The 16,784-nt window shown below is 66.5% G+C and carries 17 protein-coding genes; 1 reads left to right on the top strand and 16 read right to left on the bottom strand.

Features of this window, described 5'->3' with window-relative positions; translation table 11 throughout:
* Positions 1 to 12 precede the first annotated feature (12 nt).
* The 16 genes from lgt to hisD all read right to left on the bottom strand — a co-directional run bounded on the left by lgt (position 13) and on the right by hisD (position 15,105).
* Entirely contained in the window at positions 13 to 2,130 is a 2,118-nt protein-coding gene (gene lgt, locus A5785_RS13635) for a prolipoprotein diacylglyceryl transferase (protein ID WP_049698188.1), read from the bottom strand.
* 73 nt (positions 2,131 to 2,203) lie between these two features.
* The gene (gene trpA / locus A5785_RS13640; protein WP_049698189.1) at positions 2,204 to 3,028 is read right to left on the bottom strand and encodes a tryptophan synthase subunit alpha; all 825 of its coding nucleotides are present in this window, start codon (positions 3,026 to 3,028) and stop codon (positions 2,204 to 2,206) included.
* Positions 3,025 to 4,368 (bottom strand): tryptophan synthase subunit beta, encoded by a 1,344-nt coding sequence (gene trpB, locus A5785_RS13645; RefSeq protein WP_049698190.1) that lies wholly within the window; start codon positions 4,366 to 4,368, stop codon positions 3,025 to 3,027. The genes trpA and trpB overlap by 4 nt, the downstream gene beginning before the upstream one ends.
* A 64-nt stretch (positions 4,369 to 4,432) precedes the next feature.
* Positions 4,433 to 5,251, bottom strand: a complete 819-nt coding sequence (trpC, locus tag A5785_RS13650) for an indole-3-glycerol phosphate synthase TrpC (protein WP_049698191.1) — start codon at positions 5,249 to 5,251, stop codon at positions 4,433 to 4,435.
* 79 nt (positions 5,252 to 5,330) lie between these two features.
* Positions 5,331 to 6,242 carry a TIGR02234 family membrane protein gene (locus A5785_RS13655; protein ID WP_053117393.1) on the bottom strand — a complete coding sequence of 304 codons (912 nt, stop codon included), beginning with the start codon at positions 6,240 to 6,242 and terminating at the stop codon, positions 5,331 to 5,333.
* Positions 6,239 to 7,879: an anthranilate synthase component I gene (locus tag A5785_RS13660; RefSeq protein ID WP_049698192.1), complete on the bottom strand. Its 1,641-nt coding sequence runs from the start codon at positions 7,877 to 7,879 to the stop codon at positions 6,239 to 6,241. The genes A5785_RS13655 and A5785_RS13660 overlap by 4 nt, the downstream gene beginning before the upstream one ends.
* Entirely contained in the window at positions 7,876 to 8,055 is a 180-nt protein-coding gene (locus A5785_RS13665; protein WP_005179191.1) for a tautomerase family protein, read from the bottom strand. The genes A5785_RS13660 and A5785_RS13665 overlap by 4 nt, the downstream gene beginning before the upstream one ends.
* Positions 8,056 to 8,179: 124 nt before the next feature.
* A complete protein-coding gene (gene hisI, locus A5785_RS13670; protein WP_049698193.1) occupies positions 8,180 to 8,578 on the bottom strand; it encodes a phosphoribosyl-AMP cyclohydrolase in 399 nt (132 codons plus the stop codon).
* Between the two features lie 4 nt (positions 8,579 to 8,582).
* Entirely contained in the window at positions 8,583 to 9,383 is an 801-nt protein-coding gene (hisF, locus tag A5785_RS13675; RefSeq protein WP_049698194.1) for an imidazole glycerol phosphate synthase subunit HisF, read from the bottom strand.
* Positions 9,380 to 10,246 (bottom strand): inositol monophosphatase family protein, encoded by an 867-nt coding sequence (locus A5785_RS13680; protein WP_049698195.1) that lies wholly within the window; start codon positions 10,244 to 10,246, stop codon positions 9,380 to 9,382. The genes hisF and A5785_RS13680 overlap by 4 nt, the downstream gene beginning before the upstream one ends.
* Entirely contained in the window at positions 10,243 to 10,986 is a 744-nt protein-coding gene (gene priA, locus A5785_RS13685; RefSeq protein WP_049698196.1) for a bifunctional 1-(5-phosphoribosyl)-5-((5-phosphoribosylamino)methylideneamino)imidazole-4-carboxamide isomerase/phosphoribosylanthranilate isomerase PriA, read from the bottom strand. The genes A5785_RS13680 and priA overlap by 4 nt, the downstream gene beginning before the upstream one ends.
* Positions 10,987 to 11,089: 103 nt before the next feature.
* Complete coding sequence (locus A5785_RS13690) at positions 11,090 to 11,356, bottom strand: hypothetical protein (protein WP_049698197.1); 267 nt, start codon at positions 11,354 to 11,356, stop codon at positions 11,090 to 11,092.
* The gene (gene hisH / locus A5785_RS13695; protein ID WP_049698198.1) at positions 11,353 to 11,994 is read right to left on the bottom strand and encodes an imidazole glycerol phosphate synthase subunit HisH; all 642 of its coding nucleotides are present in this window, start codon (positions 11,992 to 11,994) and stop codon (positions 11,353 to 11,355) included. The genes A5785_RS13690 and hisH overlap by 4 nt, the downstream gene beginning before the upstream one ends.
* Positions 11,991 to 12,614: an imidazoleglycerol-phosphate dehydratase HisB gene (gene hisB / locus A5785_RS13700; protein ID WP_005208453.1), complete on the bottom strand. Its 624-nt coding sequence runs from the start codon at positions 12,612 to 12,614 to the stop codon at positions 11,991 to 11,993. The genes hisH and hisB overlap by 4 nt, the downstream gene beginning before the upstream one ends.
* A complete protein-coding gene (locus A5785_RS13705) occupies positions 12,611 to 13,771 on the bottom strand; it encodes a histidinol-phosphate transaminase (RefSeq protein WP_049698199.1) in 1,161 nt (386 codons plus the stop codon). Before A5785_RS13705 ends, hisB begins: the two co-directional genes overlap by 4 nt.
* Positions 13,768 to 15,105: a histidinol dehydrogenase gene (hisD, locus tag A5785_RS13710; RefSeq protein ID WP_049698200.1), complete on the bottom strand. Its 1,338-nt coding sequence runs from the start codon at positions 15,103 to 15,105 to the stop codon at positions 13,768 to 13,770. Before hisD ends, A5785_RS13705 begins: the two co-directional genes overlap by 4 nt.
* 241 nt (positions 15,106 to 15,346) lie before the next feature.
* On the opposite strand from hisD, the gene A5785_RS13715 reads away from it, so the two are divergent.
* Positions 15,347 to 16,784: HNH endonuclease signature motif containing protein (locus A5785_RS13715; RefSeq protein ID WP_082946573.1), on the top strand; the 1,438-nt coding region annotated here is incomplete at its 3' end.

Below are 16,784 nucleotides of genomic sequence, written 5' to 3' on the forward strand. Positions count from 1 at the left end.
GAGTGAGTCGAGCTACTGCGAGTCCTTTGGCTTCCACGGCTTGGCGTCGGCCGACTCGCCGGTGCCCGGGATGATCTTGGCGTCGATCTCTTCGTACTCGTCGACGACGGCGTCGGGACCGCCCGCGTTCGTCATCTGGCCGTCGGCGAGAACCTCTTCGGCTTCGTCCACGCCTTCTGCCGTCGCGGCGCCGTCGTCATCGGCAGCGTCCTCGGCATCTTCGGCGATGCCCTCGGCGACCTCTTCGGCGTCGATGTCGGCGGTGTCGCCCGGAGTCGTGTCGGACTCGGAATCGGACTCCCCGAGAATCTCCGACTCGGTGGTCACGCCCTCTGGTCGAGCCGGATCGTGTTCGGGGTTCCACGGTGTGGCGTCAGCAGATTCGGCAGTGCCCGGGATGATCTTGGACACGATCTCCTCGTTCTCGTCGAGAACCGGGTCGGGTCCACCCGCGTCGATCTCCTGCCCGTCGGCGAGTTCGGCTTCATCTTCGTCGACGCCCGATGGGCTGGTGTCGCCCTCGTCGTCGGCCTTGTCCTCGATGTCTTCGGACAGCCCCTCCGCAATCTCGTCGGCTGCCACGCTGCTGTCTTCTGCGCTGCTCATCGGAACCCCTTCGTCGGTCGGATCATCCGCCGCGTCGGACCCGGCAGATTCGGAACCATCGGACTCTGTGTCACCGGAATCGGTTACACCAGCCTCGGCTCCACCGGCCTCCGTTGCATCGGACTCGGCTACATCTGGCTCGGTGGTGGCGGACTCGTCTCCATCTTCCACGGCTTCGTCGCCGGCGGGGGCGTCCTCATCAGGATCCGTATCCGAGTCGGGTTCAACGTCCGAGTCAGCGGCCTCGCCCGAGTGGGCCTCGGTCCCAGTCTCGGTCTCGTCGGCGTCGGGCGCGACGTCAGCCTCGTCGACGTCGGTGTCCGACGCCTCGTCGTCCGATGCCTCTTCGTCCGGCGCCCCTTCGTCCGGCGCCTCTTCGTCCGCGCCGACAGCAGCGGCACCGCCGACGGCAACCGCCGCACCAGCAGCGGCCGCGACCGGGATCGTCTTCGACGACGAGTCATCGGACTCCTCGTCACGATCCGCTTCGGCGGCCGCGGCCTTTTCCCGCTCCGTCTTGTCTTCCTCCACCTTTTCGTCCTCGACCGCGTCGCCGTCGGCTTCCTCATCGTCGAAGAAGTGCTCGCCGTCGTCGTCCTCGTCGTCGATGTCGTCGTCGAAGTAGGCGCCGGTGTGGCCGAGCTCCTCGAGTTCGGCGGCCCGTTCGGGCCAGTAGACCTCGAGGCCCTGCTCCCGGCCGCGGGGCGCGACGATGAAGTAGATCGCGCCGCAGACGATGCCGAGGGCCGCGGTGAACACGTTGATGCGGACGCCTGCGATGTGGGTGAAGGCGGGATCGGAACGCATGAGTTCGACGGCAAACCGCCCGATGCAGTACCCGACGACGTAGAGCGCGAAGAGACGGCCATGGCCGATGCGGAAGTAGCGGTCGACGAGCACCAGGATCACGACGATCAGGAGATTCCACAAGAGCTCGTACAGGAACGTCGGGTGGACGACCGCGACGACCTGGCCGTTCGACACTCCCGTGATCAGGCCGGGGTCGGCCTGTCCCGATGCGTCGACGCGCTCGTAGATCTCCAGGCCCCACGGGACGTCGGTCGGTCGGCCGTAGAGTTCCTGGTTGAAGTAGTTGCCGAGGCGACCGATGGCCTGGGCGAGCAGGATCGCAGGCGCGATGGCGTCGGCGAACGGCGGCAGTTTGATGCCCATGCGCCTGGTGCCGATCCACGCACCGAGGCCGCCGAACAACACGGCACCCCAGATGCCGAGACCGCCGTCCCAGACCTTGAATGCGTCGATCGGGGTCTTGCCGCCGTCACCGAAGTAGATCTGCCAGTCGGTGAGCACGTGGTAGATGCGACCACCGATCAGGCCGAACGGAACCGCCCAGATCGCAACGTCGAGAACCTCGCCCGAACGCCCACCACGGGCAATCCACCGACGGTTTCCCCACCACACGGCGACGATGATGCCGACGATGATGCACAACGCGTAGGCCCGGAGCGGAAACGAGCCGATGTACCACACGCCCTGCGGCGGGCTGGGGATGTAGGCGAGCATCGTCGTCGTCGGCGCTGTCACGCTGCCACCCTAACGGACGCTGCGGACCCCACGGCCGAAGCCACCGAGGCGGTCAGAGGTCTGCTCGCGGTTCGTGCACGCCCGCAGCCAGTTCCGTGACGAGGTCGGCCAGGTGGTCTTGGCCTGCCTTGGCCGCTGTGACCAGTGCCGAGCCAACGATCACTCCATCGGCGTAGCTCGCGATTTGCGACGCCTGCTCACGATTTCGAACACCGAGTCCGACGCCGAGCGGGATGTCGGAGTACTCGCGGACGCGTGCACACAGCTCTGGCGCGGCGTCGGACACCGCGTCGCGCGCTCCCGTGACACCCATCGTCGACGCGACGTAGACGAACCCGCGCGATGCGTCGACGGTCAGCGCGATGCGTTCGGTCGTCGACGACGGTGCGACGAGGTAGATGCGGTCGAGGTCGAACTCGTCGGACGCCGCGTGCCAGGCAGCACCCTCTTCTGGGATCAGGTTGGGCGTGATCATGCCCGCACCGCCCGCAGCCGCCAGGTCACGCGCGAACTTGTCGACGCCGTACTGCAGCACGGGATTCCAGTAGCTCATGACGACGGCATTCCCGCCCGCGGCGGTGATCGCTTCGACGGCACGGAATACGTCGCGGACTCGCACCCCGTTGGTCAGCGCGAGGTCGGCGGCCTCCTGGATCGTCGGTCCGTCCATGACCGGATCCGAGTACGGCACGCCGACTTCGATGATGTCGCAGCCCGCACGGACCATCGTCTCGAACGACTCGATGGACTTCTCGACGGTCGGGTAGCCGACAGGGAGATACCCGATGAGCGCGGCACGTCCCTCGGCGCGACACTTCTCGAAGACCGGGCTCAACTTCGACGGTCCCGCGTGCACGGGTGCCTTCGGCTGTGTCATTGCACGTCCCCCGTGGTGCTTGTTGCGGCCGCCGTACCGGTCGTCACGCCGACCTCGTTCTCCGATGGTGGCGGGTCGAAGAGGTGGAACCAGCGCGCAGCGGTGTCGACGTCCTTGTCGCCGCGACCGGAGAGGCTGACCAGAACGATCGCGCCCTCCCCCAGTTCCTTACCGAGCTCCAGAGCTCCGGCGAGTGCGTGAGCCGATTCGATGGCGGGGATGATGCCCTCGCGACGGCTGAGCAGAGCGAGCGCCTCCATCGCCTCGGTGTCGGTGATGGGACGGTACTCGGCGCGGCCGGTGTCTTTGAGCTGTGCGTGCTCGGGCCCGACCCCCGGGTAGTCCAGTCCCGCTGAGATCGAGTGCGACTCGATGGTCTGGCCGTCCTCGTCCTGCAGCAGGTACGAGTAGGCACCCTGGAATGCGCCGGGTGTGCCTCCGGTGAACGTCGCGGCATGTCGACCGGTCTCGACGCCGTCGCCCGCGGCCTCGAAGCCGACGAGGCGCACCTCGGAGTCGTCGAGGAAGGGATGGAAGATTCCGATGGCGTTGGACCCGCCACCGACACAGGCGGTGACGGCGTCGGGTAGGCGCCCCGCCTGGTCGAGGATCTGCGCGCGTGCTTCGAGTCCGACGATGCGCTGCAGGTCGCGCACCATCATCGGGAACGGATGCGGACCGGCCGCGGTACCGAAGCAGTAGTACGTGTTGTGCGCGTTGGTCACCCAGTCGCGCAGCGCCTCGTTGATCGCGTCCTTCAGGGTCGCAGAACCGTTGTCGACCGCGACGACCTCCGCGCCGAGCAGTCGCATCCGTGCGACGTTGAGTGCCTGCCGGTCGGTGTCGACGCGGCCCATGTAGACGATGCACTCCATACCGAACAGTGCGCAGCCGGTCGCGGTGGCCACACCATGCTGACCGGCACCGGTCTCGGCGATGATGCGGGTTTTACCCATGCGCTTGGCGAGCAACAACTGCCCGAGCACGTTGTTGATCTTGTGCGAACCGGTGTGGTTGAGGTCTTCGCGCTTCAGGAAAATCCGTGCGCCACCGGCGAATTCGCTCAGGCGCGTGGCTTCGTAGAGCGGCGAGGGACGTCCGACGTAGTCGCGCTGCAGCCGATCGAGCTCACCGAGAAACTCGTCATCTGTGCGCATCTTCTCGTAGGCAGCGGTCACGTCGTCGATGACCGCCATGAGCGCCTCGGGAACGTGACGCCCGCCGTACACGCCGAAGTGTCCGCCCGCGTCGGGTTCCGACGACGTACGGGTGCTGACTCCGACACTCGCAGTGGGGAACTCGGCGCGAAGTTGATCGTCGGATCGGGATTCGGTGGTCACGGAACTCTCACAGACATCTCGTCGTCCGTGACACGGCAAGTCGACGCTAAATCGAAAGCGAGTGTCAGCGAACGGGTTTCGGACAGGAAGGATGGGTACCGGCGGTCACGAGTTCGGAGACCGCAGTACGCGGGTCGCCGCTGGTGACCAGGCCTTCACCGACGAGGACCGCGTCGGCACCCGCACCAGCGAATGCCAGTAGATCTGCGGTACCGCGCACACCCGATTCGGCGACCCGGATGGTCTCGGTTGGCAGACCCGGAGCGATACGCGCGAACGTATTGCGGTCGACCTCAAGGGTTTTCAGGTTGCGGTTGTTGACACCGATGACCGACGCACCCGCTTCCAGAGCGCGGCTGGCCTCGTCTTCGGTGTGCACCTCGACGAGCGCGGTCATGCCGAGACTCTCGGTGCGGTCGAGCAGCGAGGCGAGCACATTCTGTTCGAGTGCCGCGACGATCAGCAGGATGACGTCGGCGCCGTGGGCGCGAGCCTCGTGGATCTGGTACGGGCCGACGATGAAGTCCTTGCGCAACACGGGGATGTCGACGCGGGCGCGCACGGCGTCCAGATCGGCGAGCGACCCACGGAACCGACGCTCCTCGGTGAGGACGCTGATGATGCGCGCACCACCCGCTTCGTACGCGGCGGCGAGGTCGGCTGGATCAGGGATGTCGGCGAGCTCACCCTTAGAAGGACTCGCTCGCTTCACCTCTGCGATGACACCGATTCCGGTCTTGCGCAACGCAGCCATCGCATCGCGAGGAGCCGGCGCGGCAACGGACGCCTTTTTGACGGCCGCGTAGTCGACGATCGCCTCGCGCGCGGCGACATCGGCTTTCACTCCCTCGAGAATTGAATCGAGGACGGTGGGCGTGCTCACGACAGCTGGCTCCCTTTCTGTTCGTGCTCTCAGGGTAGACGGCCGCCTTCGAAGCGCCGGGAGCGGGTTGTGTTTTTCGTCATCGTTGATCAGTCGGATCGATCCCGGTGTCGAGAGCGTCCCAGAGCATGCGCTCGTTGGGCGCGTCGTGCTCAGCATCTCGCTCGCTCGTCGACTCGGCAGACTCCGCCGAATCGTCTGCCGCAGCGCTCTTCTCCGCCGCCGGTGACCCCGCCGACGAGACGGCGCCGGCGGTCCGGGAGTCGCCATCGGTCTGGCCGCTCTTGCCGGTCTGGACACTCTTGTCCGTCTGACCACTCTTGTCGGCCTGTGCCGATTCGGATGCCTGGCGCCGCTTGTGTTCAGCGAAGATCTCACGCTCGATGTCTTCGCGTCGCGCGGCGGGCGTCTTGTACTTCGACGACATGCCCGCGCCGGATGCGACACGCATGAGCAGCACCCCGGCGGCGACGGCGCACAGCGACCCGATGAGGACAACGGCGGCCACCCAGTTGTTGGTGGTCACCAACTGCACGACGTATCGATCGCTGAGACCCGCGGCGGTGGCGGCGTACAAGTCGTTGGTTCCGCCCATGATGAGGGAGATCGCCGGGAAGGCGGCGAGCACACCCGCTGCGGCAACCAGGAGCGCCAGGATGCGCAAACCCCACCCACGAAGCGACATCGCCGCCAGAATCGCCGCGAGCAACACCAGCGCGAGTGGCGTGAGCCACGGGCTCCAGTCGCTGCCCTTGACGTCGAAGGTCCGTGCCGGGGACAGCCCGTCGGCAGCGAGCACCGTTGCCCAGGTCAGGCGCGACGCAATCCAGAATGCGAGCGCCGCAGCGGCGAGCAGTATCGATCCGAGAAGCTTTGTTCGACGCTGCGCTCGCGCCACCTGCTTCTCATCGTCGGCGGCACTACCCGCCTCAGCGCCCTCGACATCAGGGCTTTCAGCGCCGGGATTTCGTTCAGGGTCGGGAACGGTCATCGGTCACTCTCCACGCCGTCACTCTCCACGCCGTCACTCTCCACGCCGACGCGACGCATCGTCGTGGCAGCCGCTATCGCGTTGAGTACAGCGGTGGCCTTGTTGCGTGCCTCGTTGTACTCGTAGTCGGATTCGCTGTCGGCCACCACGCCGCCGCCCGACTGCACGTAGGCGATGCCCGTGCGCATCAGTGCGGTGCGGATCGCGATGGCGGTGTCGGCGTTGCCTGCGAAATCGAGGTAGCCGACGATCCCGCCGTACAGGCCGCGTCGTGTCTTCTCGTTGGCTTCGATCAGTTCCATCGCGCGCACCTTGGGCGCACCGGTCAGCGTTCCCGCAGGAAAGCATGCGGTGACAGCGTCGAGCGCGTGCTTGTCGTCGCGCAGCGTGCCCGACACCGTCGACACGAGGTGCATCACGTGGCTGTACCGCTCGATGTGGCGATAGTCGCTGACCTTGACGGTGCCCGGGGCGCACACACGCCCGAGGTCGTTGCGACCGAGGTCGACGAGCATCAGGTGCTCGGCGTTCTCCTTCTCGTCCTCGGTGAGTTCCTTGCCGAGGAGTTGGTCTTCTTCTTCGGTGGCTCCGCGCCAGCGGGTCCCGGCGATCGGGTGCGTCGTGGCCACCCGGTCGGTCACGGTCACGAGCGCCTCGGGACTCGATCCGACGATCGTGAACGGGGTGCGAGGCGCGCCGCTGTCGTCGGTACCCACACCCGGCATGCGCAGCAGGTACATGTACGGACTCGGGTTGGAGGCCCGCAGAATGCGATAGACGTCGAGCGGATCGGCGTCGGTGTCGATCTCGAAGCGCATCGACGGCACCACCTGGAATGCCTCACCCGCCTCGATTTCGCGGACCAGGCCGGTGACGATCTCGCCGTACTCCTCGCGGGTGCGCTGCACGCGGAAGTCGGGTGCGGGCCTGTCGAAGCGCGACACGGTCGACGGTGCAGGTGCAGCCAACGCCTGCGTCATCGCGTCGAGTCGGGCGACGGCGTCGACGTATGCCTCCTCGGCGCGTTCGGCACTGCCGTCCCAATTCACCGCGTTCGCGATGAGGGTGATGCTCCCCTCGTGATGGTCTACGGCGGCAAGGTCTGTCGCCAACAACATCATCAGATCGGGAAGGCCGAGGTCGTCGACTGTCGTCTCGGGTAGACGCTCGAGCCTGCGCACCATGTCGTACGCCATGAATCCGACGAACCCGCCGGTCAGCGGCGGCATGCCGGGCAAGGGATCGGTGGCGAGCAGCCGCAGCGACTCGGCGAGCACTGTCAGCGGATCGCCGTCGACGGGAGCGCCTGCGGGAACAGTCCCCCACCAGGCGGCCTTGCCGTCGACAACGGTCAGCGCCGACGGTGCGCCGACGCCGATGAACGACCACCGTGACCACGACCGGCCGTTCTCCGCGGATTCGAGAAGGAACGTGCCCTCCCGCTCACCCGCCAATTTCCGATACGCCGACAACGGCGTCTCCGAATCGGCGAGCACCTTGCGCGTGACCGGCACGACGCGATGGTCGGAGGCGAGGTCGAGGAACTCCTCGAGCGTCGTCGTATCGGCATTCGTGGTCGACGTAGAACTGCTCCGTGAGCCGTCGGTCGCCGCTGCGAGTGTGTGTTCGCCGCTCATCCGAGCGGCTCGCCGCCGACGCCCCACTGTGAACGGGGCACCTCGGTGATCGTGACCCATACCGAATCCGGGTTCTTGCCGGTGGCCTTCGCGTACGCCTCGGTCACCGCCGCGATGGTCTCGCGTTTGACCCGGTCGGAGAGACCTGGGGTCTGCGAGATCTGGATCAGTGGCATGACTGCGTCACCGCCTTCCGTCGGCTGGTCCGCGTCGAGTCCTCGGCCGCAGCGTCGTGCGGCATTCGAGCTCGTGAAGTGCGGAGCTGTGGGGAGAGTGTCTCCCCGACGATTGTCCCAGGCATCAACTCGACGCCGCGCCCGCCCCGTCGGCGTGCTGATCGTCGCCCTGCTCGTCGTCGACGTCGAAGGGCAGCGACGGGGTGTCGAAACAGCTGTGGTTGCCGGTGTGGCAGGCGGCACCGACCTGGTCGACGATCAGCAGGATCGTGTCGCCGTCGCAGTCGAGACGAGCGTCGTGCACGTATTGGGTGTGCCCGCTGGTGTCGCCCTTGACCCAGTACTCCTGACGTGAGCGTGAGTAGTAGGTGGCGCGACGTGTCGCGAGTGTGCGCTCGAGTGCCGTGTCGTCCATCCACGCGACCATCAGGACCTGCCCGGTGGAGCGTTCTTGGGCGACCGCGGCGAAAAGCCCATCCGCGTTGCGCTTGAGCTGTGCGGTCAGTTCCGGCGCGAGTGCCATGCGATCAGACCTGCCCTTCTGTGTCGCGTTCGGTACGTACGACGATGCCTTCGGCTGCCATCGCACCCTTGACCTCTGGGATCGTGAGCTCGCCGAAGTGGAATACCGATGCGGCGAGCACTGCGTCGGCTCCCGCCAGCACCGCGGGCGCGAAGTCTGCGGCCTTGCCTGCTCCACCACTGGCGATCACCGGGACGTCGACCACCGCGCGGACCGCGGCGAGCATCCGCAGATCGAAACCCTGCTTGGTGCCATCGGCGTCCATCGAGTTCAACAGGATCTCGCCGACGCCGAGCTGCTGACCGCGCTGCGCCCATTCGACGGCGTCGATTCCGGTGCCCTTGCGTCCGCCGTGGGTGGTGACCTCCCACCCGGACGGCGTCGGCTCGGCGTCCTCTGGAACCGTTCGGGCATCGACCGAGAGCACGATGCACTGCGATCCGTACCGTCGGCTCATCTCGGCGAGCACCTCCGGCCGGGAGATTGCCGCGGTGTTGACGCTCACCTTGTCGGCGCCTGCGCGCAGCATCGCGTCCACGTCGTCGACTGTGCGGATGCCACCTCCGACGGTCAGCGGGATGAAGATGGCGTCGGCGGTGCGGTGCACCACGTCGATCATCGTGGCGCGTCCAGAACTCGACGCGGTGACGTCGAGGAAGGTCAACTCGTCTGCGCCCTCGGCGTCGTACCGGGCGGCCAATTCGACGGGGTCGCCTGCGTCGCGGAGGTTCTGGAAATTGACGCCCTTGACGACCCGACCGTCGTCCACATCGAGGCACGGGATCACGCGTGTTGCGAGGGTCATCGAGAAGTCCTGTCGTCTGTGCCGGGGCTGTCGGTGCTGGAGATGTCGCTGCCGGACCACCCGCCGACGTCGTCGATCACGGCCATCAACTCGTGGTGCACGTCGGGCATCGCGGTCACCAGCGACGGCGACGACGCGGTCCACGGGTTCCCCGCGAGGTCGGTCGCCACCCCACCGGCGGCACGCACCAGGGCGGCTCCGGCGGCGTTGTCCCAGGCGTGTGCACCGAAAGCTATTGCGGCACCGAAGATTCCGGCAGCTACGTACGCCATGTCGACGCCCGTGCTGCCCGTCATGCGCAGTCGGGCCGCTCGCACGCTCAGCGCTTCGAGCAGTTGAGCTCGTCGCACCCCGGGGTAGCGACCGCCGTGACTGACGTTGAACGGCCCGAACGCGACTGCTGTCTGGGCGAGCGTTGTCGGAGGGTGTGCGGCCATCGGAACGCCGTTGCGGTACAGCGGACCTCCCACGTAGCCGGCGTAGCGCGTTGCGGTCAGCGGCAGCCACGTGAGACCGAGTACCGCCTCACCGTCGACGAGCAGTCCGAGCAGGATGCCGGTGAGCGGCATGCCCGTCGAAAAGTTGTACGTCCCGTCGACCGGATCGAGAACCCATACAGCACCGTCGGTCACCGGTGGTCCACCGAATTCTTCGCCGTGCACGTCGATTCCGGTCCGGTCGGTGAGTTGCTGTCGAATGCGCTGTTCGAGGTCGAGATCGACCTGGGTAGCGAAGTCTGTCGCACCCTTCACGACGGCGCTCGGCGCGCCGAGCCCGGCGACGAACTCCCCGGAGACACCGTCGAGAATGCTGCCCGCAACCTCGAGGAGTGCGGGCAGATCCAGGCCGGAACCGGTTGTCACAGGTTACCGACCGCCGCCAAAGCGTCGGGCAGGGTGAATCGCCCCGCGTAGAGAGCCTTACCGACGATCGCACCCTCGACACCCTGGTCGGTGAGGCTCGCGATGGCGATGAGATCACCGAGAGCCGACACGCCACCCGATGCGACGACGGGCGCGTCGGTCGCCTTGGTGACCTCGGACAGCAGCTCGAGATTCGGCCCGCCGAGCGTGCCGTCCTTGCTGACGTCGGTGACGACATAACGGGCGCAGCCGTCGCCGTCGAGTCGGGCGAGGACCTCCCACAGGTCGCCGCCGTCGGTGACCCATCCCCGACCACGCAGTCGATACGAGTCACCGTCTGCGACGACGTCGAGTCCGACAGCGATGCGGTCGCCGTAGTTGGCGATCGCACGTCTGCACCACTCGGGGTTTTCGAGTGCGGCCGTACCGAGATTGACGCGGGTACAGCCCGTGGCGAGTGCGGCCTCGAGGGACTCGTCGTCGCGGATTCCGCCTGACAACTCGACCTTCACGTCGAGCTCGCCCACCACACCTGCGAGCAGTTCACGGTTGTTGCCCCGACCGAAAGCGGCGTCGAGGTCGACGAGGTGAATCCACTCGGCACCGTCGCGTTGCCATGCCAGCGCGGCGTCGCGGGGCGAGCCGTAGGCGGTTTCGGTGCCTGCCGCACCCCGGACGAGCCGAACGGCCTGTCCATCGGCAACATCGACAGCTGGTAGGAGTTCGAGGGTCTTCCCCATGACGTGAGGTCTTTCCTGTCTGTTGTTCTCGTACGGGTCTGTGTGTCTCGTACGGTCTGTTGTTCTCGGACTGGTCTTGCGGTGTTCGCGGCCGTGCGTCAGGTCAGGGGCTTGCGTTTCCCTCGTCGAGGGCGCGAACCTTGCGCTCGTAGTTACCGATGATCCGACGCGACATCCAGCCGATCGTCCCGATCATCGCGAGCACCACGAGCAGCGCAGCGACCAAGCCTGCGATCGGTGACCAGTGTGCCAGCGCCAGGATGATCGGAATGCCGATCACCAGCACGAGGACCCCGGAACCCAAGACGAGTGTCACGAACCGCCCGTAGGAGAAGTGCGGGCGCTCGGGCACACCGTCGGACCCGCTCATGCGATGCTCCCGACCCAGTTGCGCAGCAGTTCGGCGCCCGCGTCCCCCGACTTCTCCGGGTGGAACTGTGTGGCACTCAGTGCGCCGTTCTCGACCGCCGCAAGAAAGCGGCTGCCGTGCTCGGCCCACGTCAGGGCCGGTGCGGCGAGTGGCGATCCGACGTTGTCCATCTCCCACGTCTGCGCCGCGTACGAGTGCACGAAGTAGAAGCGGGTTGCCGGGTCGATTCCCTTGAACAGCGTCGAGTCGGTCGGGGCGTCGACGGTGTTCCACCCCATGTGCGGCAGCACGGGAGCGTCGAGCCGCGAGACCGTTCCCGGCCATTCGCCGCATCCGTCGGCCTCGACACCGAATTCGACGCCGCGCTCGAACAGGATCTGCATGCCGACACAGATGCCGAGCACCGGGCGTCCGCCGGCGAGGCGTCGGCCGATGATCCGGTCGCCGTGGACCGCGCGCAACCCGTCCATGCAGGCCGCGAACGCGCCGACACCCGGCACGACCAGCCCGTCGGCTTCAAGCGCAGCGGTGAAGTCGCTGGTCACGGTGACGTCGGCGCCGGTGCGCTCCAGTGCGCGCTGGGCTGAGCGCAGATTGCCCGAGCCGTAGTCGAGGACGACGATGTTCGTCGCACTCATAGAGCGCCCTTGGTGGATGGCACTCCACTGACTCTCGGATCGGCCTCGGTCGCCGCACGCAACGCGCGGGCGACCGCCTTGAATTCGGCCTCGGTGATGTGGTGCTGGTCGCGGCCGTAGAGCACGCGCACGTGCAGGGCGATACGCGCGTTGAGCGCGATGGACTCGAAGACGTGCCGGTTGATCACCGTGGAGTAGGGCACGCCGGGGTAGCCGCCGATCACCGCGGTCAACATGTGCTCGGGCTCGCCGGTGTGAACACAGTACGGTCGGCCCGACACGTCGACGACGGCGTGTGCGAGCGTCTCGTCCATCGGGATGTACGAGTCGCCGAAGCGGCGAATTCCCTTCTTGTCGCCGAGAGCCTGACCAAGTGCCTGACCGAGCACGATCGCGGTGTCTTCGATGGTGTGGTGTCCCTCGACCTCGACGTCGCCCTTCGCCTCGACGGTCAGATCGAAGCTGCCGTGTGCGCCGAAGGCGGTCAACATGTGGTCGAAGAACGGGATGCCCGTCGAGATCGCTGTGACGCCGGTGCCGTCGAGGTTGAGTTCGACGACGATCGACGACTCCTTGGTCGTCCGTTCGACGCGTGCGATACGCGGTGCCGGGGTGGTCACTGTGACTTCTCCAGATCTGTGGTGGCGAGCTTCCGGCTGACGTCGAGGAACGCGTCGTTCTCGTCAACCAATCCGATCGTGACACGGAGATGCGCGGGAATTCCTACGTCGCGGATCAACACGCCGTTGTCGAGGTAGCGCTGCCACGATGCCGGAGCGTCGGCGAAGCGTCCGAACAACACGAAGTTGGCGTCGGAATCGACAACGTCGAATCCCGCCTTCTCGAGCTCTGCGACGACGCGTTTGCGCTCGGCGATGATCTTCGCGACTCCGCCGAGCGTCTCGTCGGCGTGGCGCAGCGCCGCTCGCGCAGCGGCCTGCGTGAGCACGGACAGGTGATACGGCAGCCGCACCAGTTGCAGGGCGTCGACGATCGCGGGCGACGCCGCAAGGTAACCGAGCCGACCGCCTGCGAAGGCGAACGCCTTGCTCATCGTCCGGCTGACGACGACCTTCGTCGGGAACTCGTCGATCAACTCGACGGCGCTGCGCTGCTCGGAGAACTCCGCATACGCCTCGTCGACGATCACTATGCCCGGTGCGGCGTCGACGATCGCCCGCAACCCGTCATTCGAGATCGACGCGCCCGTCGGGTTGTTGGGAGAGGTCACGAACACGATGTCGGGGCGTCGCGCGGAGATCTCACCGACCGCATAGTCGATGTCGAGGGAGAAGTCGGCGCTGCGCTTGGCTTCGAGCCACGTGGTGTCGGTGCCGTCCGAGATGATCGGATGCATCGAGTAGCTGGGCACGAAGCCCAGCGCCGCACGGCCGAGCCCGCCGAACGCCTGCAGGAGTTGCTGCAGAATCTCGTTGGAACCGTTTGCCGCCCAGACGTTTTCGACGCCGAGGTGGGTTCCGGTGGCGGCGCTGAGGTAGGCGGCGAGGTCGCTACGCAGCGCGACAGCGTCACGGTCCGGGTAACGGTGCAGCTCGGCCGCAGCGGCGCCGACCGATTCAGCGACGTCGGCGATCAGCTCCGGAGACGGCGGGTGCGGGTTCTCGTTGGTGTTGAGAACGACAGGAACCTTCAATTGCGGTGCGCCATAAGCGCTTTTGCCGCGCAGGTTGTCGCGGAGCGGAAGATCGTCGACGGTGATCCGAGCTCCGGGAATCTGGACTCCGGGTACTTGAGCGCCTGTAGCTGCGGGCGTCACTTTGCTGCCTCGGCGACAGCCCCCGAGAACCTGCGGGTGATCGCATTGCCGTGTGCCGGAAGGTCTTCGGCCTGCGCCAAGGTGACCACCTGGGCGGAGACGTCGCGCAGCGCCGCCTCGTCGTAGTCGATGACGTGCACGCCACGCAGGAAGGTCTGTACCGAGAGACCCGACGCGAACCGAGCCGAACCCGACGTCGGCAGAACGTGATTCGATCCCGCGCAATAGTCTCCGAGGCTGACCGGCGCGAAGTCGCCGACGAAGATCGCGCCGGCGTTGTGCACGCGATCGGCGACCTGCGCGGCGTCGCGCGTCTGGATCTCGAGGTGCTCTGCCGCGTAGGCGTCGACCACGGCAAGACCGGCCTCGACGTCGTCGACGAGCACGACACCCGACTGCTTGCCGCTGAGCGCCGTGGTGACCCGTTCACGGTGTTTGGTCTCGGCGATCTGGCGGTCGAGTTCTGCGTCGACGGCGTCGGCCAGGGCGACGCTGTCGGTCACGAGCACCGACGCCGCGAGGACGTCGTGCTCGGCCTGGCTGATGAGGTCTGCGGCGACGAAGGCCGGGTTTGCCGAATCGTCGGCGAGGATGGCGATCTCGGTGGGACCGGCCTCGGCATCGATGCCGACGAGTCCGCGACACAGGCGCTTGGCTGCCGTGACGTAGATGTTGCCGGGACCGGTGATGAGGTCGACCGGGTCGAGGACCGCACCGTCGGTATCCGTACCGCCATAGGTAAGGAGCGCGACGCCTTGCGCGCCACCGACGGCCCAGACCTCGTCGACGCCGAGAAGAGCGCACGCGGCGAGGATGGTCGGGTGTGGCCAACCGCCGAAGTCCTTCTGCGGGGGCGACGCAACGACGAGCGACCCGACGCCCGCCTCCTGCGCGGGAACGACGTTCATGATGACCGACGACGGGTAGACAGCATTGCCGCCGGGTACGTACAGGCCAACACGCCTGACGGGAATCCACTTTTCGCTGACGGCTCCCCCGTCGACGACCTGTGTGCGCGACGTCGTACGACGCTGATCGGCATGGACGAGCCGAGCGCGAGTGATCGACTCACGCAGCGCATCAGCGACGGCCGGATCGAGTTTCGCCAGGGCATCCGCGATCACATCGGCGGGAACCCGAACACTCGACGGACGAACGCCGTCGAACTTCTCGCCGTACTCGAGTGCTGCCTCGACGCCGCGATCGGCGATCGCATGCACCACCGGCGTCACCGTATCCAGCACGGCGTTGACGTCGGTGCCCCCACGGGGCAACGCGCGACGCAGCTCAGCGAGCGTCGGCGAGCTACCGCGCAGGTCGGTTCGGGCGAGCATGGGTGTCTCCTGATCGGTCGGGTTGATGTGTCCAGGATATGTGGCGGCACCACCGGTTTCCGAATGCGGTCTGTCAGGACCAACGCGGCAGTAAGGCGCGGAGGCAGTCGCATAGTCATCCAGCCTCGGTGACCCGATCACGATCCGTCGAAAGTTTCTTCGATTATTCCTGGACGGTGTCGGTATTGTCGGGTAATGTAGAACACATATTCGACACGACGCGGGGCGGGGGTGGCGGCACGTGAACAGCAACAGCAATCGCAACAACAGCGAGAATGGCCGTGCACCTTTGGCTTTGGCGACTGCTGCGGTGGGATCGGCGGATGCGGTGGTGGCGGAAAAGCTGTCACGGCTTGCCGCGGTGCTGGATGAGTTGGCTGCCGTCGATGTGTCGCTGGTATCCGATGCCGCGCTGGTCGAAGCCACCGTTGAGGCAGAACGGTTGGCGTTGCGGACCGCGGGTGCGGTCACCGATCGCTTGATTGTGGAGGCCTCCGACCGCGACCTACCCCGCGCGTCGGGTTTCCGCGACATCCGCAATTTCATTGGGCAGGGTCTGCACATCGGTGACCCCGCCGCGCGGCATCGGGTGATCGCGGCGACCGGCTCGTTCACCACGATCTGCGGCGACCGACTACCACCCGCATGCCCAACGTTGGCCGGCTATGTGGCGGAGGGTCGGGTCGCGGGCGCGCACGTGCGGGCGGTGTTGGAGGTTTTGGAGGCGATCCCCGGTGAGGTGTCGGCCGAGACGAAAGCGGCGGCCGAAGCACAGATGGCCGGCTACGCGGTCCAATTCACCCCTGCCGAGATCACCAATTTGGGTTCACGATTGTTGGCGCACCTGGATCCGGATGGGACGCTGACCACCTCGAAGGACCGTAAACGTCGACGTCGCCTGTGGGTGAACCGGCAGAACGCTCAGTTGATGTCGCGGTTGACTGCCGATTTGGATCCGATCGCCCGCGCCCGGCTCGACACGGTGCTCGATGCGTGGGCTAAACCGGGCATGAACAACCCGGACGACCCGGAGTCGCCGGTCGGGCCGATCACCATGGCGAATGCTGAACAGGTCGCGGCCGCGGCGCTACGTGATGAACGCTCACCCGCGCAACGCAACCACGACGCGTTCTCCGCACTCCTGCAGCAAGTACTTGAATCAGGGATGCTCGGCAACACCCATCGCGGATTACCGATCCAGGTGATCGTCACCACCAGCCTGCAGGAACTCGAAGAGCAGGCAGGGATCGCACAGACCACGTCCGGAACACTGCTCCCGATCAGCGATGTGATCGAAATGGCCGCCTCCACCGGGGCGAGCCAGTATTTGGCGGTGTTCGGTGAGCACACCAGCATCCCGCTGTATTTGGGTCGGTCGAAGCGGATCGCGTCACTCGGACAACGACTCGCCTCCTTTGCTTCGGCGGGCGGGAAGATGTGTTCGGCACCCGGCTGCAACCAGCCCGCATCACGGGTGCAGATGCATCACGCCGCCAAAGACTGGGCCGACGGTGGGTTGACCGATATCGACCAACTCGTCCCGGCGTGCGATGTGCACAACCGGAGAGTCGGCACAAAACCCGGGCAGTTCACCACCCGCATGATCACCGAAGGCCCCGACACCGGACGTGTCGCGTGGCGGCTCAACGCCAAGCCGGGTATGCCGGAGAATCCGGAAC

Source organism: Gordonia sp. 852002-50395_SCH5434458 (genome assembly GCF_001665905.1).
Taxonomy (GTDB): domain Bacteria; phylum Actinomycetota; class Actinomycetes; order Mycobacteriales; family Mycobacteriaceae; genus Gordonia; species Gordonia jacobaea.